23 protein-coding genes are annotated in these 23,093 nt (G+C 61.9%); 20 read left to right on the top strand and 3 right to left on the bottom strand.

Features of this window, described 5'->3' with window-relative positions; genetic code table 11:
- Positions 1-235: 235 nt before the first annotated feature.
- The 14 genes from rem (at position 236) to ASD01_RS32035 (ending at position 11,323) form a co-directional block, all read left to right on the top strand.
- Complete coding sequence (gene rem / locus ASD01_RS32100) at positions 236-907, top strand: transcriptional activator Rem (RefSeq protein WP_034800735.1); 672 nt, start codon at positions 236-238, stop codon at positions 905-907.
- 91 nt (positions 908-998) lie between these two features.
- On the top strand, positions 999-2,210 hold the full coding sequence (locus tag ASD01_RS32095) for a flagellar hook protein FlgE (RefSeq protein ID WP_034800738.1): 1,212 nt from the start codon (positions 999-1,001) through the stop codon (positions 2,208-2,210).
- Positions 2,211-2,233: 23 nt separating this feature from the next.
- A complete protein-coding gene (gene flgK / locus ASD01_RS32090) occupies positions 2,234-3,691 on the top strand; it encodes a flagellar hook-associated protein FlgK (RefSeq protein WP_034800740.1) in 1,458 nt (485 codons plus the stop codon).
- A gap of 2 nt (positions 3,692-3,693) precedes the next feature.
- Complete coding sequence (locus tag ASD01_RS32085) at positions 3,694-4,740, top strand: flagellar hook-associated family protein (protein ID WP_060516522.1); 1,047 nt, start codon at positions 3,694-3,696, stop codon at positions 4,738-4,740.
- Positions 4,741-4,774: 34 nt separating this feature from the next.
- Positions 4,775-5,122, top strand: coding sequence for a flagellar biosynthesis regulator FlaF (flaF, locus tag ASD01_RS32080; protein WP_034800744.1), 348 nt, complete (start codon positions 4,775-4,777; stop codon positions 5,120-5,122).
- Positions 5,119-5,568, top strand: coding sequence for a flagellar biosynthesis repressor FlbT (flbT, locus tag ASD01_RS32075; protein ID WP_034800746.1), 450 nt, complete (start codon positions 5,119-5,121; stop codon positions 5,566-5,568). Before flaF ends, flbT begins: the two co-directional genes overlap by 4 nt.
- Positions 5,559-5,969: a flagellar hook assembly protein FlgD gene (gene flgD, locus ASD01_RS32070; protein WP_034800748.1), complete on the top strand. Its 411-nt coding sequence runs from the start codon at positions 5,559-5,561 to the stop codon at positions 5,967-5,969. Before flbT ends, flgD begins: the two co-directional genes overlap by 10 nt.
- A 7-nt stretch (positions 5,970-5,976) precedes the next feature.
- Positions 5,977-6,243, top strand: coding sequence for a flagellar biosynthesis protein FliQ (fliQ, locus tag ASD01_RS32065; RefSeq protein WP_034800750.1), 267 nt, complete (start codon positions 5,977-5,979; stop codon positions 6,241-6,243).
- Positions 6,244-6,374: 131 nt separating this feature from the next.
- On the top strand, positions 6,375-8,462 hold the full coding sequence (gene flhA / locus ASD01_RS32060) for a flagellar biosynthesis protein FlhA (RefSeq protein ID WP_034800753.1): 2,088 nt from the start codon (positions 6,375-6,377) through the stop codon (positions 8,460-8,462).
- Entirely contained in the window at positions 8,459-9,211 is a 753-nt protein-coding gene (gene fliR, locus ASD01_RS32055) for a flagellar biosynthetic protein FliR (protein ID WP_034800756.1), read from the top strand. The genes flhA and fliR overlap by 4 nt, the downstream gene beginning before the upstream one ends.
- A 4-nt stretch (positions 9,212-9,215) precedes the next feature.
- A complete protein-coding gene (locus ASD01_RS32050) occupies positions 9,216-9,629 on the top strand; it encodes a hypothetical protein (RefSeq protein ID WP_034800758.1) in 414 nt (137 codons plus the stop codon).
- A gap of 80 nt (positions 9,630-9,709) precedes the next feature.
- Positions 9,710-10,264 (top strand): rod-binding protein, encoded by a 555-nt coding sequence (locus ASD01_RS32045; RefSeq protein WP_034800760.1) that lies wholly within the window; start codon positions 9,710-9,712, stop codon positions 10,262-10,264.
- A 124-nt stretch (positions 10,265-10,388) separates the two neighbouring features.
- Entirely contained in the window at positions 10,389-10,757 is a 369-nt protein-coding gene (locus ASD01_RS32040) for a hypothetical protein (protein ID WP_034800762.1), read from the top strand.
- Positions 10,757-11,323, top strand: a complete 567-nt coding sequence (locus ASD01_RS32035) for a hypothetical protein (RefSeq protein ID WP_034800764.1) — start codon at positions 10,757-10,759, stop codon at positions 11,321-11,323. The genes ASD01_RS32040 and ASD01_RS32035 overlap by 1 nt, the downstream gene beginning before the upstream one ends.
- 67 nt (positions 11,324-11,390) lie before the next feature.
- Here the strand turns inward: ASD01_RS32035 and ASD01_RS32030 are convergent, their stop codons facing one another.
- Positions 11,391-12,380: a glycosyltransferase family 2 protein gene (locus ASD01_RS32030; protein ID WP_034800766.1), complete on the bottom strand. Its 990-nt coding sequence runs from the start codon at positions 12,378-12,380 to the stop codon at positions 11,391-11,393.
- 155 nt (positions 12,381-12,535) lie between these two features.
- On the opposite strand from ASD01_RS32030, the gene ASD01_RS32025 reads away from it, so the two are divergent.
- The 3 genes from ASD01_RS32025 to ASD01_RS32015 are packed head-to-tail and all read left to right on the top strand — an operon-like array spanning position 12,536 to position 15,470.
- Positions 12,536-13,768: a glycosyltransferase family 4 protein gene (locus ASD01_RS32025; protein WP_060516518.1), complete on the top strand. Its 1,233-nt coding sequence runs from the start codon at positions 12,536-12,538 to the stop codon at positions 13,766-13,768.
- Positions 13,765-14,580, top strand: coding sequence for a WecB/TagA/CpsF family glycosyltransferase (locus ASD01_RS32020; protein WP_034800768.1), 816 nt, complete (start codon positions 13,765-13,767; stop codon positions 14,578-14,580). Before ASD01_RS32025 ends, ASD01_RS32020 begins: the two co-directional genes overlap by 4 nt.
- An 11-nt stretch (positions 14,581-14,591) precedes the next feature.
- The gene (locus ASD01_RS32015) at positions 14,592-15,470 is read left to right on the top strand and encodes a DUF6492 family protein (protein WP_034801367.1); all 879 of its coding nucleotides are present in this window, start codon (positions 14,592-14,594) and stop codon (positions 15,468-15,470) included.
- A 15-nt stretch (positions 15,471-15,485) separates the two neighbouring features.
- Here ASD01_RS32015 and ASD01_RS32010 read toward each other — a convergent pair whose 3' ends face one another.
- Positions 15,486-16,760: a lipopolysaccharide biosynthesis protein gene (locus ASD01_RS32010; RefSeq protein WP_034800771.1), complete on the bottom strand. Its 1,275-nt coding sequence runs from the start codon at positions 16,758-16,760 to the stop codon at positions 15,486-15,488.
- 260 nt (positions 16,761-17,020) lie between these two features.
- Between ASD01_RS32010 and ASD01_RS32000 the strand changes: the two genes are divergently transcribed.
- Together ASD01_RS32000 and folD are read left to right on the top strand one after the other, a co-directional pair.
- The gene (locus ASD01_RS32000; protein WP_051659563.1) at positions 17,021-19,033 is read left to right on the top strand and encodes a GumC family protein; all 2,013 of its coding nucleotides are present in this window, start codon (positions 17,021-17,023) and stop codon (positions 19,031-19,033) included.
- A 251-nt stretch (positions 19,034-19,284) separates the two neighbouring features.
- Positions 19,285-20,184 carry a bifunctional methylenetetrahydrofolate dehydrogenase/methenyltetrahydrofolate cyclohydrolase FolD gene (gene folD / locus ASD01_RS31995; RefSeq protein ID WP_034800773.1) on the top strand — a complete coding sequence of 300 codons (900 nt, stop codon included), beginning with the start codon at positions 19,285-19,287 and terminating at the stop codon, positions 20,182-20,184.
- A 48-nt stretch (positions 20,185-20,232) separates the two neighbouring features.
- Here folD and ASD01_RS31990 read toward each other — a convergent pair whose 3' ends face one another.
- Positions 20,233-21,264: a substrate-binding domain-containing protein gene (locus ASD01_RS31990; RefSeq protein ID WP_034800775.1), complete on the bottom strand. Its 1,032-nt coding sequence runs from the start codon at positions 21,262-21,264 to the stop codon at positions 20,233-20,235.
- 294 nt (positions 21,265-21,558) lie between these two features.
- Here ASD01_RS31990 and ASD01_RS31985 point away from each other — a divergent pair, with 294 nt between their 5' ends.
- Positions 21,559-22,917: an ABC transporter substrate-binding protein gene (locus ASD01_RS31985; RefSeq protein ID WP_034800777.1), complete on the top strand. Its 1,359-nt coding sequence runs from the start codon at positions 21,559-21,561 to the stop codon at positions 22,915-22,917.
- Positions 22,918-23,093 lie beyond the last annotated feature (176 nt).

Raw genomic sequence — 23,093 nt, 5'->3', positions numbered from 1 at the left:
CATTGTGGCGACAATGCGCGGACAATGTGACCGCAAGCGATTTGTCGTAGTCCGTTAACTTTTCCACATTATTTTAGTGCCGCCTTGAGGCGGGTGCTACTAGATATAGATCAAATCGGCGAAACATGGTTAATCAATTATTAATTCCACCCAGTAACTTCCTCTAGTTGTTCATGAATCCCTCGATTCGTACCTCTCAATCAGTGCGGAGCCATACTGATTCGGAGGCGGGCGAATGATCGTAGTGGTTGATGAAAGAGAGCTGGTGAAGGACGGGTATACGTCCCTCTTCGGACGTGAAGGTATTCCCTCGACGGGTTTCGATCCCAGGGAGTTTGGAGAGTGGGTAAACGCGGCTGCCGATTCGGATATCGATGCCGTGGAAGCCTTCCTGATCGGGCAGGGCGACACCACCTTCACGCTGCCGCGGGCCATCCGCGATCGCTCGATGGCACCGGTCATCGCGATGAGCGACACGCCGTCCCTCGAAAACACGCTTGCACTCTTTGATTGCGGCGTCGACGACGTTGTGCGCAAGCCTATCCACCCCCGCGAAATCCTTGCCCGCGTCGCTGCGATCCGCCGGCGCCTGAAGGCGATCGCCAACTTTACCGACATTGGTCCGATCCGCGTTTTTGCCGACGGCCGCGATCCGGAAATCAACGGCGATGTCTTCGCCCTGCCGCGCCGCGAGCGCCGCATTCTCGAGTATTTGGTCGCAAACCGCGGCCGTCGCGTCTCCAAGTCGCAGATCTTCAACGCGATCTACGGGATCTTCGACGAGGACGTCGAGGAAAACGTCGTCGAAAGCCACATCAGCAAACTGCGCAAGAAACTGCGCAAGAAGCTCGGTTTCGACCCGATCGATTCGAAGCGTTTCCTTGGCTACTGCATCGACTGGAACTGAGCGCCACGCCGATGGGCGGGCACTGAACCAAGACAGGTTCACGCAAGGCCCGCTTCCTAGTGTCGCCGTAACAAGGAAATGAGGATCCGATATGAGTCTCTATGGCAGCATGAGAACGGGTGTGTCCGGTATGAACGCCCAGTCGAACCGTCTGGGCACGGTCGCCGAAAACATCGCGAACGCCAACACGACCGGCTACAAGCGCGCCTCCACTGAGTTCTCGTCGATGATCCTGCCTTCGGGCGGCGGCAACTACAATTCCGGCGGTGTCGAAACGCAGGTGCGCTACAGCATCTCCCAGCAAGGCGGCACCAGCTATACGACGTCGGCGAGCGACCTTGCCATCAACGGCGGCGGCTTCTTCATCGTTTCGGGCAATGGCGGTGAGAACTTCCTGACGCGTGCCGGCTCCTTCGTTCCGGACAAGAACGGCAACCTCGTCAACACCGCCGGCTTCACGCTGATGGGCTACGAGTACAAGGCCGGCGTCGATCCGACCGTCGTCGTCAACGGTTTTGACGGCCTGGTACCGGTCCAGCTCAAGGACGAGGGCCTGGTCGCCGCTGGCTCGACCAAGGGTACGATGGAAGCAAACCTGCCGTCGGGCGCGGCCGTCAACGATCAATCGAAGACCTCGATGGTTGTTTACGACAGCCAGGGCAACACCCGCATCCTCGATTTCACCTACACCAAGACAGGTCCGAACGCCTGGGGCCTGAGCGTCGTCGATCGCACATCGGGCACTACAGTCGGTACCCAGACCATGACGTTCGACGCGGCCGGCAAGCGCATCGGCGCCGTCCCCGCGACGCTGACGACGACGGCCATCAACAACCTGCCCGGTACCGGCGCCAACCTTGGTGCGATCACGATCGACACCTCCAAGACCACACAGCTCGGTGGAGACTTCAGCAGCACCGGCGGTGGCATCGACGGCAGCAAGCCGAGCAAAATGTCGGGCTTCGAGATCGACAAGGAAGGCATCGTTTACGTCAAGTATGGCGACGGCAACCTCATCCCCAAGTTCCGGATCGCCCTTGCGACCGTCCAGAGCCCGGACAAGCTGCAGCCGCAGTCCGGCAACGTCTACTCGCAAGGGGCGGATTCAGGCGTTATTGTCACCGGTTTTGCCGGCTCTGGCGCTTTCGGCAACATCCAGTCCAAGGCACTCGAAAACTCCAACGTCGACATCGCCAACGAGCTGACCTCGATGATCGAGGCGCAGCGCAACTACACGGCAAACTCCAAGGTGTTCCAGACCGCCTCGGACCTGCTTGACGTGCTTGTCAACCTGAAACGGTAATTGAAAGAGATACGGTCCGCGTCATGTCGCTGTCCTCCGCAATATCCATCGCACAGCAGGCCTTCAGCAACACGGCGCAACAGACCGCGATCGTGTCGAAGAACATCGCGAATGCGGGCAATGCGGATTATTCGCGTCGCCTTGCCCTCTTGGGCAGCACCGGCAACGGCGCGCAGGTCGTATCCATCTACCGGGCACAGAACGAGGCGCTGCTCAAGCAGAGCATCGCCAGCATCGGCGAAGCCTCCGGCCAGGCGCGGCTTCGCGATGGCCTGGAACTCCTGAAATCGGCTCTCGGCGGTAACAACTACGAGACTGCGCCGTCAAAGCTGCTGTCGGAGTTTCGCAACAGCCTGCAGACGCTGGCCTCGACCCCGGGCAACAAGACGATTGCGGCGGCAGCGGTCACCAGCGCCCAGGACCTTGCCGATTCCCTGAACAAGACCTCTGCCGCCGTGCAGAACATGCGCGAAGATGCCGACAAGGAAATCGCCCTTGAGGTCGACAAGCTGAACAGCCTGCTTGCGGACTTCGAGCGGGTGAACAACGAGGTCAAGTCGGCGACTGCATCCGGTGGCGATGCGAACGATGCGCTTGACCAGCGCGACAAGATCCTGAAGCAGATTTCGGAGATCGTCGGCATCTCCACCGTTACGCGCGGCAACAACGATACGGTGATCTTCACCACCGACGGCACGGTGCTTTTCGAGAACATTCCGCGCCAGGTGACGTTCGCGCCGACAACGACCTATGATGCGACCGTCACAGGCAACAAGATCTTCGTCGACGGCGTACCGATCGCCCCCGGAAGTGGCGCAGATACGACCGCCAAGGGCAAGCTTGCGAGCCTCGTGCAGCTGCGCGACGACATTGGGCCGAAGTTCCAGTCGCAGCTGGACGAGATCGCCCGTGGTCTCGTCGAGCTTTTCAAGGAAGGCAACCCCAGCGGGGTGCCGCCGGTTCCCTACCAGCCGGGCCTCTTTACCTGGGGAAGCGCGGGTGTGCCGGCTGCCGGCACCGTCGTTCCCGGACTGGCATCGAAGATCACTGTCAACGCTCTGGCCAAGGCCAACCCGCTTCTTTTGCGTGACGGCGGCTTCAACGGCGTTGTGTCGAACCCTGGCGGTGCGGCAAATCCGAGCCCCGGCTACACGGGCCTTCTCGACGGCTTCATCAACAAGATGGGCGAGAACATGACGTTCGACCCGTCGACCGGTCTCGACGGAACCAGCAGCCTGCTGAACTTCGCGACCGGGTCGGTCGGCTGGCTGGAGCAGACCCGAAAGACGGCATCGACCGCCGACGACAACAAGCGCGCTATGCTGTCGCGCACCCAGGAAGCGCTCAGCAAGCAGACCGGGGTCAGCATTGACGAGGAACTGTCGCTGCTGCTCGATCTCGAACAATCCTACAAAGCATCGGCCAAGCTGGTGAGTACCGTGGACGCCATGATGGCGGCCTTGATGGAAGCTGTGAGGTAATCATGAAGACGTCCTACGTTTCTAATCTGGCGATCCAGACCGCCATGCGCATGACGATTCAGCAGAACCAGATGGATCTGCTGAAGGCGACCCAGGAGCAGACGACGGGTCGGCACTACGACGTCGGCTTGACGCTTGGTGCGACGGCGTCGCGCTCGCTCAACCTTCAGCGCGAGATCGACCGGCTGAACTCGATGAAGAGCACCAACTCGGTCGTAACCCAGCGCCTCTCCGGCTCGCAGGGTGCGCTGGAAACGATGGCGAAAGCGGCCGAAAAGGTGCGCGACACGCTCGTTACCTACAAGGGCAACGATGCCGCGAGCCAGCTTAAGATCCAGAAGACCGAGATCTTGGGCGCGCTGCAGACCTTCACTGCCGCCGCAAACACGTCCTTCAACGGCGAGTTCCTGTTTTCGGGCATCAATACCGACGCCAAGCCTCTCGCCGACTACACCGCTACGTCGGCGGCAAAGACTGCCTTCGACGCTGCGTTTACGGCGTTCAAGACCGCCAACAGCATCACGTCCGACGACCAGATCACCGTCACCCAGATGCAGGACTTCATCAAGAATACGGTCGAGCCGATGTTCACCGGTACGGGCTGGGATGCAAATTGGTCGGACGCATCCAGCCAGAACATGACGAGCCGGATCAGCGCCAGTGAAGTCATCGAAAGCTCGACCAACGCCAATACCAACGGCTTCCGCATGTTTGCCATGGCAAGCGTAATCACGGCCGAGCTGATGGACAAGAACGTGACCCCCGAGGTGCGGGCGGCGATCGGTGTCGAGGCGTTGCAGTATGCAGAGCAGGGCATCGCCGGCCTCAATGCAGAGCGCAGCCAGCTCGGTATTTCGGAATCGCGGGTGAAGAAGGCGAACACCTCGATCGACGCGCAGCTCAAGCTGGTCAACACGCATGTCGCCGACCTCGAAGGCATCGATCCGATCGAGACATCGACCCGGATCAACACGCTCAAGGTGCAGTTGGAAACGTCCTATACACTAACGTCGCGACTACAGCAGATGAGCTTGCTCAATTTCCTCTAGTGTGAGGAGCCGGACAAACATGAAGGATGTCTGAATGTACCAATTTTCCTATGCCGAGATCATGGAGGACGGCGTCGCCGACTCCAAGAATCGAGAACGGCAGGTACTCGATCGCTCGATCGCGCTCATGGAAGCAGCGAAACAGCAGAAAGGGTATTCGAGAGAGGCCATCGAGGCCATCTACTTTACCCGGCGCCTGTGGATCCGTTTCATCGAGGATCTGCGTGCACCGGAGAACCAGCTGAACGAAGAGCTGCGCGCCAATCTGATTTCGATCGCCATCTGGATACTCAACGAGACGGAAAAGATCCGCAAACGCGAATCCTCCAACTTCCAGGGCATAATTGACATTACCACCATCATCAGGGATGGACTGAAATGAAGAGCACACTGCGTATCTCGCTGAAGTCGGGCGAACGGATTTTTGTAAACGGCGCGGTGCTGCGCGTGGACCGGAAGGTCGCGGTCGAGTTCCTGAACGATGTGACGTTCCTGCTCGAAAACCACGTGCTGCAGCCGGAAGACGCAACGACGCCGCTGAAGCAGCTCTATTTCATCGCGCAGATGATCCTCATCAATCCGGAAGGCGCCGAGCAATCGACCGCGATGTTCCGCAAGTCGATCGTCATGCTGCTCAACTGCTTCAAGAACGAAGAGATCCTTGCCGAGCTGAAGCGCGTCGACGGGCTGGTGACCAACGGCCGCGCCTTCGAAGCGCTCAAGGCGATCCGCGGCCTCTATGCAATCGAAGACCGCATTCTCAACACGCAGGAAATCACGCCGGCAACGGTCGAGCAGATTCGCAAGGAGATCGCACCATGGCGGTAAGCGGCGTCAGCAACAACGGCTACACCCCGAATGTTTCGGCCCAGGATTCGGGCGGCGACGCCGCAAAGGCATCGCTCAACTACGAGAGCTTCCTGAAGCTGCTCGTCGCCCAGATGAAGAATCAGGATCCGACGCAGCCGATGGATGCGACGCAGCAGATCGCCCAGCTTGCGACCTTCTCGCAGGTGGAGCAGACGATCAAGACCAACAAGAACCTTGAAAGCCTGCTGCAGCGCACGTCGCTGAGCGAGGCAGACGCCGTCATCGGGCGCACCGTCACCAGCGAAGACGGCAAGACCACTGGCGTGGTTAAGGAAGTGAAACTATACTCTGACGGAATCATTGCGGTGCTGGATAACGGCAAGGAGCTTGTTATCGGCCCGGGCGTCAAGGTGAAGTGATAACTCCATGAATGAGGCGGATGCCCTCGATATTGTACAGGCCGCGATCTGGACCGTGATCGTGGCCTCAGGGCCCGCCGTTCTCGCCGCCATGGTTGTCGGCGTCGTCATTGCCTTCATTCAGGCGCTGACCCAGGTCCAGGAAATGACGCTGACCTTCGTCCCGAAGATCCTTGCCGTCATGATCACGGTTGCCGTGTCCGCGCCCTTTATCGGCGCCCAGATTTCGATCTTCACCGACATCATCTTCTCGCGCATCCAATCCGGTTTCTGAGGCCGCAGCGCCAAAGCTGTTCGCATGCGGCGCCATGAAACCCTCGCGCAAGCTTGGGTCGCTATCTCCGTCTCTATAGTGGGGCAGCGCGTGTGAATGCTGCCTTGATCTCATGATGAGACGGAAGAGACATGGCACAGCAAGCAGCGCTGATCATCCCGAAAGTAGCACCGAAGGGCCGGGACGTCGGCTTCGCGCTCGGGATCGTCGCGATCCTGTCGATCCTCTTCCTGCCCATCCCGCCCTTCCTGATCGACATGGGGCTCGCGTTCTCGATCGCCTTTTCCGTGCTGATCCTGATGGTCTCGCTGTGGATCCAGCGTCCGCTCGAGTTCTCCTCGTTCCCGACCATCCTGCTGATCTCGACCATGGTGCGCCTGGCGTTGAACATCGCCACCACCCGAGTCATCCTTTCGCACGGCCACGAGGGCCACGGCGCTGCCGGCGGCGTCATTTCCGGCTTTGCCAGCCTCGTCATGTCCGGCGATTTTGTCATCGGTCTGATCGTCTTCCTGATCCTCATCACCGTGAACTTCATCGTCATCACCAAGGGTGCGACGCGTATCGCCGAAGTCGGCGCGCGCTTCACCCTCGATGCGATCCCCGGCAAGCAGATGTCGATCGACGCCGACCTGTCGGCGGGCCTGATCGACGAGAAGGAAGCACAGCGCCGCCGGCGTGAGCTCGAGGAAGAAAGCTCCTTCTACGGCGCCATGGACGGTGCTTCCAAGTTCGTGCGCGGCGATGCGATCGCCGGCCTGATCATCACCGCGATCAACATCTTCGGCGGCATCATCATCGGTTACCTGCGTCATGGCATGCCGATCGGCGAAGCGGCCGACGTTTTCGTCAAGCTCTCGGTCGGCGACGGTCTCGTCTCGCAGATCCCGGCGCTCATCGTCTCGCTCGCCGCCGGCCTTCTGGTGTCGCGCGGCGGCACGGCCGGCTCCACCGACCAGGCGGTCGTCGGGCAGCTCGGCGGCTATCCGAAGGCGCTGATGGTCGCCTCCGGTCTTATCATTCTCCTGGCGGTCGTTCCCGGCCTGCCGTTCCTGCCCTTCGCCGTGCTCGGCGGCGGCATGGCGTTCCTGAGCTGGCTCGTGCCGCGCCAGATCGAGGCTGCCAATGCCGCGCGTCGCGCCGAAGAGGCGGCCAAGGTCCAGCAGACCAAGGAAGGCGAGCAGGACTCGGTCAAGTCGGTGCTGAAGACCGCCGAGATCGAGCTGCTTCTTGGCAAGCAGGTCTCGACCCGCCTGCTTGGCGCGCACCAGGAACTCGCCTTCCGCGTGGGCAAGATGCGCCGCAAGTTTGCTGGCCAGTACGGCCTCGTCATTCCGGAGATCAAGGTTTCGGACGACATCAGCATTCCGGACAAGGCTTACCACATCCGCATCCACGGCACGACGATCGCGTCCAACACGGTGCGCGTCGGCGAAGTCCTGGTGGTCACCGGCGGCGGTCGCCGGCCGAGTGTTCCGGGCGACGAGATCCGCGAACCCGCCTTCGGCATGCCGGCGGTCTCGATCCTCGAAACCTTTACCGAGGACCTCAAGCGCGAAGGCTTCCATCCGATCGATAACGTCTCGGTGGTGTTGACGCATTTGAGCGAAGTGATCCGCAACAACCTGCCGCACCTGCTTTCCTATAAGGACGTCAAGGTGCTGATCGAGCGGCTCGATCCGGAGTACCGCAAGCTCGCCGACGAAATCTGCACCTCGCACATGTCCTATTCGGGCCTGCAGGCGGTGTTGAAATTGCTGCTTGCCGAGCGTGTCTCGATCCGCAACCTGCATCTGATCCTTGAAGCGGTCGCCGAACTCGCGCCGCATGTGCGCAAGACTGAGCAGATCGTCGAGCATGTGCGCGTGCGCATGTCGCAGCAGCTTTGCGGCGACCTCGCCGACAACGGCGTCCTGCGCGTGCTCAGGCTCGGCAACAAGTGGGACATGGTCTTCCACCAGGCGCTGAAGCGCGACGCCAAGGGCGAGGTCGTCGAGTTCGACATCGATCCGCGTCACCTCGAAGAGTTTAGCGAGCAGGCGACGAAAGTTATCCGTGAACATCTCGATCGCGGCATGCCCTTCGTGCTGGTAAGTTCGCCCGAATCCCGTTCTTATGTGCGCATGATCATCGAGCGCCTCTTTGCCACATTGCCCGTGCTCTCGCATGTCGAGCTTGCCAAGGGCCTTGAGATCAAGATCATCGGCTCCATTTCATGATCACCGACCCGGAGGGCACGGTGCTGGCGCTGTTTGCGGCCTTCTGCCGGATCGGCGGCTGCATCATGATCATGCCCGGGTTCTCCAGCGCGCGCGTTCCGATGCAGGTGCGGCTGTTCATTGCAGTCGCGGTTTCCATGGCGATCCTGCCGGTCATGTGGACGGACATCTATCCGCAGGTAACCGGCAAGGGGCACAGCTACATCTATTTGATCGCCGCCGAGACGGCGGTCGGCGCGGTCATGGGCCTTGTCGCCCGCTACTATGTCCTTGGACTGCAGTTCACCGGAACGGCGATCACCATGTTGATGGGCTTTGCCTCGCCGCCATCGTCGGATGTGATCGAAGATACGCCCGAAAACCAGGTGACCAGCTTGATCAGCTTCGCCGGCCTGATGGTGCTGTTCATGCTGGATTTCCATCATGTGATGATCGAGGCGATCGTTCAATCCTATCGGGCCATGCCGATCGGCACTCCCTTCGATCCGCAGGGTGTGCTGATCACGCTCACGGATTCGCTGGCGCAGATCTTCATGATCATGTTGAGGCTCGCGAGCCCCTTCATCATCTATGGCCTGCTTTTCAACGTGGCGATCGGCATGGTGAACAAGCTGGCGCCACAGATCCCGATCTACTTCATCTCGCAGCCCTATCTGATCATGGGCGGCTTGTTCCTGCTCTATCTCGGTATCGCTGCGATGCTGCGCCTGTTCGGCGACGGTTTCGCGCTGGTCATGCAGGGAGGATAGCGGCATGAAGACCCGCTCGCAGAAGCTCAAGCGCCTGGTCGCCGTCCAACGCCATCTGGAGCAGATGGCGGAGGCGGATTTCGTCGAGATGGTGCGGCAGCGCGAGGTTCTGGCTGAGACGATCGATGTCGTCGTCGATGCCATGGGCTCGGCTCATCCGATGCACCGCATGTTCTCCGGCCACTATTCCTCGCAGATCGGACGGCTTGTGCAGAAGGACCAGATGCTGCACGGCATCCAGCAAACGCACGAGGCGCGCATGCTGACGGAGCGCGCGAAAGCCGACCGGCTCGAGGAAAACATGAAGGAGGCCCGCCAGTCCGAGGACCGCGAAGAGGCCGACAATTCCATCTACGACCTGATCGATCAACACGTTACGGGCAACGCGCCAGCTTCCCGTAAGCTTGACGGGCGATAGTACGTTATTCCCGGTTTGCTCCGATGGCGGAGCGGATCCGGGCCGACCAATGCCCAGGCTCGATTTTGAGAGGATTCGTCATGGCCATCTCTCCGCCCAGCGATCTGGTGATGGATGTCGTGCGCGCCGCCGACCCCACCGAAGTGCAGGAAGCGCAGGCGCGGTTGAAGGCCAACCGTGCCGCGTTCAAGGCGACGAGTCTGGCGGAAAACGGCAACGGCTTTGCCGCTGCCGTCAACGTTCTCAATCTGTCGCCGGAAGGTTCGAGCGGGCTCGGCGACCTCAACAACCGCGTCGAACAGAAGAAGATTCCGGAGACCTATCGCAAGTTCGAGGCCATGGTGCTGCAGAACTTCGTGAAGTCGATGCTGCCGACCGAAAGCGAGAACGTTTTCGGCAAGGGCAATGCGGGTGATATCTGGAAGAGCATGATGGCCGAGCAGATCGGCGACGTGATCTCCAAGAGCGGTGGCATCGGCATTGCCGAACAGCTCGCGGGCGCCGAAGGCACCGATCGGGTTCAGGCATCGCTGGACGGTAACAGCCGAAACCTCGCCGCAAGCCTCGTGCAGGAATACGAGCGCAAGACGCTGACCGGCTTTACGACCGACAACGACAAGAACAAGCAAGCCTAGGGCGGGTGGGGGAACTGCTTGCAGTTTTCCGTCCGCACTTCGCTCTAATTCATAGAAATAGTTCGCGCTTGAGAATCCGGTCGATCCGACCAGAAATCATCGTGATCCAAATGGGAGTTGATTCATGGAAGCCATGGCATCCAATGACGTCCGGATCCAGAACGTGCTCGGCCGCCTGGAAATGATCCTCGACAACGAGAACAGCCGGATCGGCATCGACCCGGAATTCGATATCAAGACATCGAACGCGCACAAGAGCCGTTGCCTCTACGAACTGACGATGCTGCACCGTGACATGCTGCCGGGCGAAAACTCTTCGGCTTTCTCCTCGCATGCTCTGCACCTGCGCGAAAAGCTGTCGGTCAATTCGCAGAAGGTCGAGGCCCATCTCGAAGCCGTTCGCGCCGTCGTCGACCTCCTGAAGACCGCCGCCCAGGATGCCGATGCGGACGGCATCTATTCCGAAGCGCAGTTCCGCTATAGCGATTTCTGATGCTGAAGCTCGTTTTCACCGGGGTCTGGGTCTGCGCGGTCACGCTCGGATCCGTCTACTTCTCGATGCAAAGCGCCTCCGCGCCCGCCGTCCCGGACGGCGAGGCTGCCCGGCGCGCATCGGAGCAATATGTTCCCGGTGAGATGATCACCATTCCGGTCATCCGGGATGGTTCCGTTCAGGGCTACTTCCTGACCAAGCTTTCCTTCTCCGCCACCAAGGAGGGGATCAACAATCTTCGCGCGCCACTGCGCCAGATGGTCACCGATGAACTCTACGATTTGCTCGTCGGTTCGAAATTCATCGACATCGCCGACACCGGTACGTTCGACCTGCCCACCTTCAAGACGACGGTAAAGGACGGCCTGAACAAGAAGCTCGGCGACGAGGTGATTACCGAGGTGCTCGTCGAGCAGCTCGAATATCTGACCAAGGAAGACGTCAAACGCGTCGCCAACAGCCAGAATGTGCCGCGGCAAAAGCCGGTCCCGATCACCGACAAGAACGGCAACGTCGCCGGCGACAAGTTGCCTGAAGGCGCCGTCAAGGCAAGCAGCGCGCACTGATGATTGTTGGAAGGGACGCCCGGGTGGGTTTCCGCTCGGCCGCTTGCCCTCGACGAGGCGGTATCCGTCAGTTCTTTTCCGGGGTGCGGTACTGCTCGTTGATGAGGCCGAGTTCCGCCATCAGCCGGCCGATCGCCACATAGAAGTGGTATAGTCCGGCCGCTGCCAGCCCGCTCTTGTTCCACAGTTCCAGCCCGCGCGGCACCGATGCGCCAAGCAGCGCCAGCGATTTGCCGAAGGTCCTGAGCCGGCCTTTGAAGCTCGGGTCACGCCGATGTTCGAGCATCGTCGAGATCGCGCCGTTCCTGAGGCTGCGCGCCCGGATCCAGGATGCGCTGGTGCGGCGGGCGGGCACGGTCTCGGCAACCCAGGCGTCGGTTGCCCAGGCAAAGGAAAACCCTTTCGCCTTGCAGCGGCTGTAGAAATCCGCATCGCCGCCGCCGATGAAGTTGAAGGCGGGATCCAGGAAGGGTTGCGGCATCGCGTCCAGCACTCCACGCGTAACGAGCACGTTGCCGGAGGAATAAAGGATGGGCACCGGCCCGGTCGCGTCATAATGGGGCGTGAAGACCGGATGGCGTTTCCACTTCTGCCCGCCATCGCCTTCGAAAACCGGAAGCTGCGGGCCGCCGACCATATCGGCACCGGTCGTTTCCTGTGCCGCGATGAGGCAATCGAGCCATTCGGGCGCCGCCACTTCGTCGTCGTCGATGATCGCGATCGCCTTGAGGTTCGGGTAGGTTTGGAGCGCCGTCGCCCAACCGGCATTGTAGGCGTGGCAGTTTCCGCGCTGATGCGCGACGATCACGACAGAATCCGAAGGATGTCCCAGGAAGAAGTCTTTGGCCGCCGCAGCCCCGGCCAGCCCGTCGGCATCGTTTTCGACGACGACCGTGGCGTAGGAGATGTCAGGCCTTTGGGAAACAATGGTTTTCAGCGTCTTGACGACATGATCCGGCCGACGGAACGTCGGCAGCACGACGACGAGTTCGATGTCGCCGGCGTCTTCCAGCTCTGTCCGGAAGTAGACGGAAATGTCCTGGCCGGTCGTCGTCATGGCGAAACCTGTAGAAGCAAAATTGTGTCGCAATACAGCAGATCTTCCTAAACAGATGCTGAACCCTGGCGGCAGATTTTGAAAGGGGTCTTTAAGCGCTCCTTCACCCCATGCTGCTAATGAAGGCCGCAGTTCCATTCATGACGTGTGGCAAAATGCATCTGGTCCTGGTCTCTTCGCTCGTTCCCGTCGCCAATCCGGCGTCCGGTTTCGACATTGCCAACCGGGCTGTGCTCGATGGTCTGCGCGCGCTCGGTCACCGCGTCAGCGTCATCGGTTTTCTCCAGCCGGGACGCGTGCCCGCGCCCGATTGCGATATGCATCTTCTCGGCGAGCTGGAAGTCACCAATGCCAAGGTTGGCACGTGGCAGAAGTTGAGCTGGCTCGCGACGGCCTTCCTCAACCGCACGACCGTCTCATCCGGCAAGATGCTGATGGTGTCGTCGAGCCGGATTCAGTCGATCCTCGAGAGCCTCGCTCCGTTCGACGGTCTCGTGCTCAACTCGGTGCAACTGCCGGCCGCTTTCCAGCAGGTTTTCCGCCCCCATCCGTCGATCTATGTCGCGCACAATGTCGAGGCGGATTCTGCCTTTGAGAATGCCGAGCGGGCCAAGGGTACGGTCGAACGCTTTCTTTTCCGGCGCGAGGCGCAGTATCTCGAACGCTACGAGCAGCAACTGGCGCAGAATGCGGTGGCCGTCTGGACGTTTGCGGAGGCCGATCGCTTCGGCTTCGGCCGCGCCGTGAGCGACCGGGCCTTCGTGCTGCCGCTGGTCACCGGTTGGGATGCGGCAGTAGTGCCGACAGAAGCAGCCGACCTCCAGCAGGACCTCGGCTTGATCGGGACCTGGAGCTGGCGGCCGAACCGATTGGGGCTCGACTGGTTTCTCGCCGAGGTCGTACCGCATCTGCCGCAGGATCTTTCGATCGCGATTGCCGGCCAGATGGACGGCATACCGGCGGTTTCCCATCCCGGTGTTCGCTTCGTCGGACGGGTTCCTGATGCACGCGCCTTCGTCACGGAAAGTGCGGTCATACCGCTCGTCAGCCGGGGCGGTACGGGCGTCCAGCTGAAGAGCATCGAGACCTTCGAGCTTGGCATGCCATCCGTGGCGACGCAGGCGTCGTTGCGCGGCATCGAGGCGCTTCCTGAGAATTGCGCCGCGGCCGAAGATCCGGCCGAGTTCGCGCGCCTGTTGGTCGACAAGGTCACCCGCGCGCGCGGCGGCGACCGCCAACGCCTTGACGGTTCGGTCTTCCATCGCGCCCAGAAGGCGAAGCTGATGCGGGTCATGCGCAATGTGCTGGCCGGCCTCGCTCCGAGTGCCTCGGCCGAGACACCCTCGGTTCCGCCCGAGCTGAAGGTCCATGACGGGGGGCGGTCGTGACCAAGACGACCACCGGCGCGAACGCCGCCCTGTCCGGGCGCCTCATCCTGGGCATGCCGGTGGTCGATTTCGATTGGGGGAGTGCCTTTGCCTTTGCGGCCGACGCGCTGTCGCGCCCGGGCGGGCAAACAACGCTCGCCTTCCTCAACGCCAACAATGCCAACCTGATGATGCGCGACGGCGAGTACCGCGAGGTTCTCGGTCGCCAGGTCGTCTTTCCCGACGGTCACGGCGTCGATATTGCTTCCTATCTCTTTTACGGCAGCATGTTCCCGGCCAATCTCAACGGCACGGACTTCGTGCCGGCGCTGCTGACCTTCATCGACCGGCCGCTGCGCGTTGCGATGATCGGCGCCCGTGCGAAGGTGCTTGCGCGCGCGGCCGAGAATTTTCGCAGGCACGCGCCATGGCACGAGTTCCTCCCCGTTTCCGACGGGTTCTTCGATCGTGACCACTCCGAGCAAGTGCTTGCCGATGTCCGGGCGCTGAATGCTGATATCCTGCTGGTGGCGATGGGAAGCCCCGGTCAGGAGAAATGGGTCGATGCCCATGTGGGGCCGCAGGACGCCCGGCTGGTCATTACCGTCGGCGCGCTCTTCGATTTCGTCGCCGAGGCGTTTCCGCGGGCGCCGAAGTTCCTGCGCCGGATGCGGCTGGAATGGTTCTTTCGCCTGGCGGTCGAGCCGCGGCGCATGTGGCGTCGCTATGTCCTCGGAAACCCGCTTTTCCTGTTTTACGTCCTCTGGCACAAGCTGTCGGGGCGGGCGCGGGAAAACGTCGCCGACACCAGCCTTCGGACGGGAACATCGTGAACGGTCAGACCATGCGCACAGCCATTGTCACAGCGTCCTACGCCAATGACTTCGAGCGCTGCCGGCTGATGTGCGAAAGCATGGACCGCAAGCTTCAGGGCGATTGGAAGCACTATCTGCTGGTTGCCGATTTCGACGTTAAGCTCTTCCGGCAACTGGAGGGCTCCAGACGCCAGGTTATCAGCGAACGCGATCTCCTGCCCTGGTGGCTGCATCCCGTCACCGACCCGCTTTCGGGCGGCCGCCGGAAGCTGTGGCTCAGCCCCTTTGGCCTGCCGCTGCGTGGCTGGCATGCCCAACAGCTTCGCCGCCTGGTGCTCGCGCGCCACATCGACGAGGCGGCGATGTTTGCCGTCGATTCCGATGTCGTCTTCCTGCGCGCCTTCGATCCCGGCAGCCTCTGGCAGGGAGAGCGGTTGACGCTCTACCGCAAGGACGGGGCGATTAATGCGCAAATGCGCTCCAACCATCTCGAATGGCTCGCCCATTCCGACAGGCTTCTCGGGATCGGCCCCTACACGTTGCCGGCCAACGACTATATCAACACGCTGATCGCGTGGCGCACCGATACCAGCCGCAAGCTGCTCGAGCACATCGAGACGCTGCACGGTCGGAACTGGGTGAGGGCGATGACCCGCACCCGCGCCTTCTCCGAATGCACGATCTACGGGCGCTTCGTCGACGAGGTGCTGGGCGGGGAAGGTCATGTTCCCTCTGATGCCGCGCTCTGTCATGTGCTCTGGTTCGAAGACAGCTACCGGCAGGATCTCTCCGGACTCAGGGCGTTCTTGAAGGACATGGCGCCGCATCAGGTCGGCATCGGCGTGCAGTCCTTCGTCGGCCACGATCTCGACGATATTCGCCGGGCGGTGTTCGAACTCGCGGCCTGAGGCATCTGTCTTGTTTCAGATGACCCGATCAGCCGGCTTTCTGAGCGCCGAATAGGTCAGTCCGAACGAGAGCGCGTAGAGGACCAGGAAGATCCCGTTGAGCGCCGGCGCCCAGGTCGTGACGTCGGCCGTCGTCTGCAGCAACAGAACCAGCAGCCCCACCTTGACGACGCCGGCAATCAACAGGTTCAGCATGCGCCGCACAGTGCGGCCGGTCGCGTAGAGCAGTTCGGAGTGGTACTCGATCAGGTTGCGGAACGAGGGCACGAGCACGATCATCGCGACAATCGGCGCGGCTGCCGACACGTTGCGCCCGAGCCCATCGGGGAAGACCCACAGATAGAATGCCATGGCCGCGATGGCGGCAAAGGACGCAAGCGCCACCAGGAGTTCGATCGAGAGCCGGACACGCCAGCGGGCAATCGCCTCGGGCGTTCGCATGATGCGCTGGACGAGCAAGGTGTTGAATGACCGCACCGGCAGCGCCGTCAGGTCCGCCAGCCGCATCAGGATGGCATAGAGGCCGGACACCGCCGGCCCGCCAATGGCGAGTACCGCAATCTTGTCGAACTCCGATTGGATGTAGAACAGCACCTCGGCGCCGGCGACCGACACCGAATCCGCCCAGCGCCGGAAGTAAAGCCGTGGCTGCCAGCGCAGCCGGACAGGCGGGTAGAACCAGAGAAGGGCCACCAGAAGGCCGAGCGCATTCGCAAGCAGATAGAGGTAGGACCAGGCTTCGAGCGTTTTCCAGGGGAGCAACGCAAGGAGCAGGGCAGCGGCGGTGCGGATCGCCGTTCCGATCACCACGAGGAGGGCGCCGCGCCCGAAGCGACCGAGACCGTTCAGCACGATGACGGCGGTCTCCAGCCCGCGCCAGCAGAGGATCTCGGCCAGCATGAAGGCAGCAAAAGTGCCGGCAGCCATGTCGCGGGAAAAGAGGGCGAGGAAGGTGATCGCACAGCTGATTGCGATCAACGGCAGCGACAGCACGGCGCCGACCAGGAAGCCGGCGCTATAGGTGCCGACAAGCAGCGGCTTTACGGTCGCGACCCGATAGAGCGGCGACATGAAGCCGAAGGCAAGCACGCGCGATATCATGATGCCGGCGGCAGACGCGGTCGCGAACAACCCGAAATCGGCGATGGCGAGCGTGTTGGCAACGGCGATGAAATAGACGAGCGACAGCACGAGCCGGCCCGCCGAACCTCCGGTCATCGAGAGGTAAGCGTGGATGAGCGCCCGGTGGCGGAGATAAAGCGCTTTGATGCGATGGGGCACGGCCGACATTTCCAGTAGCGCGTTTCCCGCTCGATGCCGATGGAAACGCTCTATCTCCTTGATATCTCACAGTTCCAAGGGCAGGGCGCTCAAAGCGTTCACCTGGAATTGCGCTCGTCCCTCCGTCATAGGCGGGAAAGCTTAATAAGGCGTGAGATCACGCCGTTCGCGCCGTCACTTCCCGCCGAAATTAACGATTTGTTTTCCATGTTTCCTTAGGTTGGCTTCACTATTCGGAATTCGCCGTTTCGGCAGCCGCGGGATCAGTCATGTTCAACATCGACGACGAGAAACGCCCGGTTCCGCGTGCATCGTTGCTCGATTTTGCAGCAGAGGACGCGCGCGATCCCGCGCGTGCGCGAGACAGGCGCACCGCCGACCCGCAGGGTGCAGGCTCGTCCTTGCTCGGTCGTCTGTCCGGTTCCGGTGGATCAGCCAATCAATCAGCGGCCCGGCGCGAAAACCGTTCGAAAGGTCAGCCCCCGCGCGGCGAAACGGTTCGGCCGACAGCCAAGGCACCCGCCGCCCGTAACCAACCCGGCCTCGGCGGCATGCGTGGCAAGTTTGCGCGCTGGCTTGCCGATAGTCCGCCTGAGGGGGCTGCGCCAGTGACAGCCGACGGGCGAGCCGCAGGTGACCGCCCGCTCGTGGATATCAAGACCGTGGTGCGCGCGGTCTGGCAGCTCCGCAAGATCATTCTCGCGACCACGGCGCTCGGCGCCGTCGGTGGCGTCCTGCTGGCGTTGTCGACGCCCAGCGTCTTCGTTTCCGAAAGCAAGCTCTACGTCGATCCGCGCGAAGTGCGGCTGACGGATTCCGATCTGTCGAAACAATCGCTCGCAACCGAAGGCATTCTCGCCATCGTCGACAGCCAGCTCGAAGTGTTGCGCTCGCGAACGGTTATGGAAAAGGTCGCGGCCAGTCTCGATCTGGAAAAGGACCCGGAATTCGCCGGCAAGGGAGCTGGTGGCGACGCGTCCGCGCGCGTCCTGAAGACCTTGGGCGAGGCAATTCAGGTCTGGCGCGATCCGAAAACCTTCATCGTCACCATTGAGGCGAAGACCAGGGATCCCGAGAAGTCGGCACTGATTGCCAACCGATTGGTGGACACGTTCCTCGGCGAGGAGACCGCCGCGCAATCCGGCTTCTTCCAGAAGACGACGGTTGCGCTCGACGCGCGTATCAAGGAACTGAAGGCCGAACTGGACGCGGCCGAAAAGGCCGTCGAGGATTACAAGGCGAGCAACGACATTGTCGGCGCCGGCGGCGAATTGATCGCCGACAAGCAGCTCCTCAGCCTCAGTGATCAGGTCGCTGCGGCCCGCAATCGCATCGCCGAGGCGAAAGCCAAGGCCGAGGCGTCCGGCAAGGTGCAGCTCACCGATGTTCTGACGGGCGCCTATCCCGAGGAAATCAGTTCGCTGGCGCTCTCCGAACTGCGCAAGCAATACGCGGCGACCAGGGCGCAACTGAGCGCCCTTGATGCGAGCCTCGGGCCCCGCCATCCCCAACGCATCGCCGTTCAGCAGGCACTCGAGTCGTCGCGCTCGGAGATCGCCAACGAGTTGCGCCGCATCGCGGCTGCGGCGGGGACCGAGCTTGACCGCGCCCAGCGAACGGAACAGGACCTCGTGCAGCAGCTTGCCGTCCAGAAGGCGCGCCAGATCGATTCCTCCGCCGAATTCGTCGAGTTGCGCGAGCTGCAGCGAAAAGCGGCGGCGACCCGCGAGATCTACGAATCCTTCCTGAAGCGCGCCGGCGAGACGCGCGAAGAGGAAAAGCTGACCGCGAAGAACATCCGGGTGATCTCCAAGGCCGAGCCGGCGCTGCAGGCAAAAGGGCCCTCCCGCAAGATCATCGTGATCGCCGCCACCATGGCGGGTTTCTTTGCCGGCCTCGGCCTCGGCGTGCTGCTCGGCATCTATCGCAGCTTGAACGGATTGTTTCCCGCAACCCGGAAGGCCGAGGACGATGAGGCGCCCGAGCCGCCGGAACCCGATGGCGGCCCCGAGCCCACACGGCGCCAGCAGCCGCAGCCTGATCCGGCTTCGGCCAGGCTCGAGCTGCCGCCGCAGTTCAGTCCGGCTGCGCACCATGCGCAATCGCTAAACGCTGCCTATGCCGTTGCTCGCCGGAGCGCAACGGCGGGTCCGGTCACGGCTCAGCCTGTGCCGCAGACCGTAGACGAGGATGACGCCGACATCGCCAAGGTCCAGGAAGGCCTTCGCGCGCTGAGGTCTCGCGTCGAGCACTATTCCCGCCAGAAGCTCGCGCGCCGTTGATACGACGGGCGGAGAGGCACGCTTCATTCGCGAACGTCTTGTGAGGCTGAGACCTCACGGCTTTCGGCGAAACCACGTGCACCTCTCAGTCTTGAGAGGAAATATCATCGGGGCAATCGAAACGGCAGCCAACCTCGTTGTCGCCTCTTGCATTTATGCGTTTGGGACAGCATAGGGCGCGTTGAGGCCATCGCCTTTTCTGAGGCGAACTAGAGTATGCCGCGTGAACAGGAAGCCAGGAGGAACATGCCGTGACGACTGTGATTGATGGCAAGAAGGTCGCCGCTTCGGTGATCGAAAGCGTGAAGGCCGCGACCCGTGCGCTCGAAACGGATGCGGGTGTTCGCGCAGGTCTCGCCGTCGTGATCGTCGGCGACGATCCGGCAAGCCACGCTTATGTTTCTTCCAAGAGCAAGATGGCCAAGGAGTGCGGCTTCCTGTCGGTCCAGCACACCTTGGCCGAGGCAACGACCCAGGAAGAACTCGCTGCACTCGTGGCTAAGCTCAACGCCGATCCCTCTATCCACGGCATCCTCGTGCAGCTTCCGCTGCCGAAACATCTGAATTCCGAGCCGATCATCCAGTCGATCCTGCCCGAAAAAGACGTCGACGGCCTGCACGTCGTCAATGCCGGCAAGCTTGCGACCGGCGATCTCGAAGGCGGTCTCGTCTCCTGCACGCCGGCCGGCGCCATGGTCTTCGTGCGCCAGACCCATGGCGACGATCTCTCCGGTCTGAACGCTGTCGTCATCGGTCGCTCGAACCTGTTCGGCAAGCCGATGTCAGCGCTGCTGCTTGCCGCCAACGCGACGGTGACGACCGCCCATTCGCGCACCAAGGATCTGGCCGCCGTCTGCCGCAACGCCGATATCCTCGTTGCCGCCGTCGGACGCCCCGAAATGGTGAAGGCCGACTGGGTGAAGCCGGGCGCGACGGTCATCGACGTCGGTATCAACCGCGTACCAGCGCCGGAGAAGGGGGAGGGCAAGTCCAAACTCGTCGGCGACGTCGCCTTTGCGGAAGCCGCCGAGGTTGCAGGCGTGATCACGCCGGTGCCGGGTGGCGTCGGACCGATGACCATCGCCATGCTGATGGCCAACACCGTGATTGCCGCCTATCGCAAGGCCGGCCGCAAGCCGCCGCGCTTCTGATCCTGGCTCATATGGGATGATGAGACGCGTCGCGATTGCGGCGCGTTTTCATTTTTGCGGGGCAGGTCCGGTCGAGGCGCGCACGATGAGTTCGGCGCGCCAGAGTTCCTGCTCCGGATAGTCGCCGCGCTTCAGGATGCCGCCGATCAGCCGTGTGGCGATACGCGCCCCGGCGGCCCGCAGCGACGAGCGTGTCGTTGTCAGCGGGATGCTGAAATTTTCGGGCTTCAGCATCGGCAAGACGTCGTCATGGGCGATCAGCGAAATGTCTTCGCCGATTTTCAAGCCCGCCTGGTTGATCGCCCTGACAGCGCCAAGCGCCAGCACCGTACTTGAACAGAGCACCGCCGTCGGCGGCTGCGCGTGCTGCAGGAAGGGCTGCATGCTGCGGTAGCCGTGCTCGTCGGTCATCAGCGAATGCTGGACAAGCGCCTCGTCGAGCGAAAGGCCGTGTTCGGCGAGCGCCCGCAGCATGCCTTTTTTCCGGCGAATGGAAAAAGCCAGATATTCCGGCCCGTTGATCAGCGCAATCCGCTGGTGTCCGAGCTGTATAAGCAGCCGTGTCGCGTCGTAGAAGGCACTCGTATTGTCGATGTCGAGGAACGGATAGTCGCGGCTTTCGCCGATCGACCGGCCGTGCACGACGAAGGGGATCGACAGCGATTTCAGCATGGCGATGCGCGGGTCGTTGGCGCGCATATAGGCGAGGAAAAGCGCATCGACATTGCCGCTGGCCGCCAGGCGCCGGAAGGTCACCTCCTCGTCCTCCGGCGCGCTCGGATTGAGCACGAAGTGGAAGTCGTGCTTGACCGCCTCTTCCGCCAGCCCTGCCAGAAACTCGCCGAAATGTACGTCGGAATCGATGCCGGGCGCGATCGGCATGACCATGCCGATCGAATAGGCCTTGCCGGTGGCCAATCGCTGCGCTGCGCGGTTCGGCCTGTAGCCGGTCTCACGCACGGCCTGCAGCACGCGCTGACGGGTTTCGGCGTTGACTTCCGGATAGCCGTTCAGCGCCCGGCTGACCGTCGTCTGTGACAGGCCGAGCAGCTCCGCCAATTGCTTGAGATTGACCGCCATGGTCGGGATTCCTCTCAAAGCGCTTTGGATACCCATATGATTTTTGGTGTTTGGCCCCAGCGCCCTCCGGTTTGTGTAGCATCCGTTTTTCGAGCAACAAAGCGGAATTCAACTATTGCGCGGTGCAAAACGTTACCGCAGGGCACAATTACGTCGCATGGAGAACAGCGATGGGAAAGCTCTTGACTCCGCGCGTGTCGCAATGGTTTGTTAGCGAACTCAAAGCGCTTTGAATTTTTCGCGCGTTGTCGTCTGCCCGGCGGGATCCGGGTTCATCTTTGGGAGGAGAAGAACGTGAAGAGATCATTGCTGTTGGGCGTGGCCGCCTTTGCCCTGATTGCAGGTGCAGCCGGCGCCGCCGACCTCAAGTTCAAGCCGGGCGAAGATACGAAGTTCAACTGGGCGAGCTTCGAGGAGTTCAAGAAGGGCCACGACCTCAAGGGCCAGACGCTGACGATCTTCGGCCCCTGGCGCGGCGAAGACGAGGCGCTGTTCAAGAGCGTCTATGCCTACTTCACCGAAGCGACGGGCGCCGAGATCAAGTACTCCTCGTCTGAAAACTACGAGCAGCAGATCGTCATCGACACCCAGGCCGGCAGCCCCTCCGAAATCTCGATCCTCCCGCAGCCGGGTCTGATCGCCGATCTCGCCTCCAAGGGCTACCTGACGCCGCTCGGCGACGAAACCCAGAAGTGGCTGCTCGACAACTATGCCGCCGGTCAGTCCTGGGTCGATCTGTCGACCTACAAGGGCAAGGACGGCAATGCTGCGCTCTTTGCATTCCCCTACAAGATCGACGTGAAGTCGCTCGTCTGGTACTCGCCGGAGAACTTCGAGGACGCCGGCTACGAAGTGCCGAAGACCATGGAAGAGCTGAAGGCGCTGACAGAGAAGATCGCCGCCGATGGCGGTAAGCCCTGGTGCATCGGCCTTGGCTCCGGTGGTGCCACCGGCTGGCCGGCCACCGACTGGGTGGAAGACATGATGCTGCGTACGCAGCCGGCCGACGTCTACGACAAGTGGGTGAAGAACGAGATCCCGTTCACCGATCCGGCCGTCGTCGGTGCGATCGACGAGTTCGGTTGGTTCGCCAAGAACGACAAGTTCGTCGATGGCGGTGCAGCAGCGGTTGCCTCGACCGACTTCCGCGACAGCCCGAAGGGCCTCTTTGCCTCGCCGCCGAAGTGCTACCTGCACCACCAGGCGTCGTTCATCCCGTCCTTCTTCCCCGAGGGCACGAAGATCGGCGAGGACGCCGACTTCTTCTACATGCCGCCTTACGAGAGCAAGAAGGAGCTCGGCAATCCGGTGCTTGGCGCCGGCACGCTGGCGATGATCACCAAGGACACGCCGGCTGCACGCGCCTTCATCGAGTTCCTGAAGACCCCGATCGCCCATGAAGTCTGGATGGCGCAGACGAGCTTCCTGACGCCCTACAAGAGCGTCAATGTCGACACCTACGGCAACCCGCCGCTGAAGAAGCAGGGCGAGATCCTCTTGAACGCCACCACGTTCCGCTTTGACGGTTCCGACCTGATGCCCGGCAAGATCGGTGCGGGTGCGTTCTGGACCGGCATGGTCGATTTCGTCGGCGGCAAGTCCTCGGCCGACGTCGCCGACGGCGTGCAGAAGGCCTGGGACGCCATCAAGTAACAGCCCAAAACGGGCGGCAGAAATGCCGCCCGTTGCCGACCCGGGTTCGCTGCCAGAGCGGGACGAGGAGAAGCGTATGCGGTTCTCCGTTCGTTTCCCGCACTCTGCCTGCAAGACGCCGCGCGCCCCAATGAGAACGGCGACAATCGCCAGCCCTGCACGGGGACGTGCATCGA

It is taken from the genome of Ensifer sp. Root423 (assembly GCF_001426275.1).
GTDB lineage: Bacteria > Pseudomonadota > Alphaproteobacteria > Rhizobiales > Rhizobiaceae > Ensifer > Ensifer adhaerens.
This window is presented reverse-complemented; position numbering and strand designations above follow the sequence as displayed.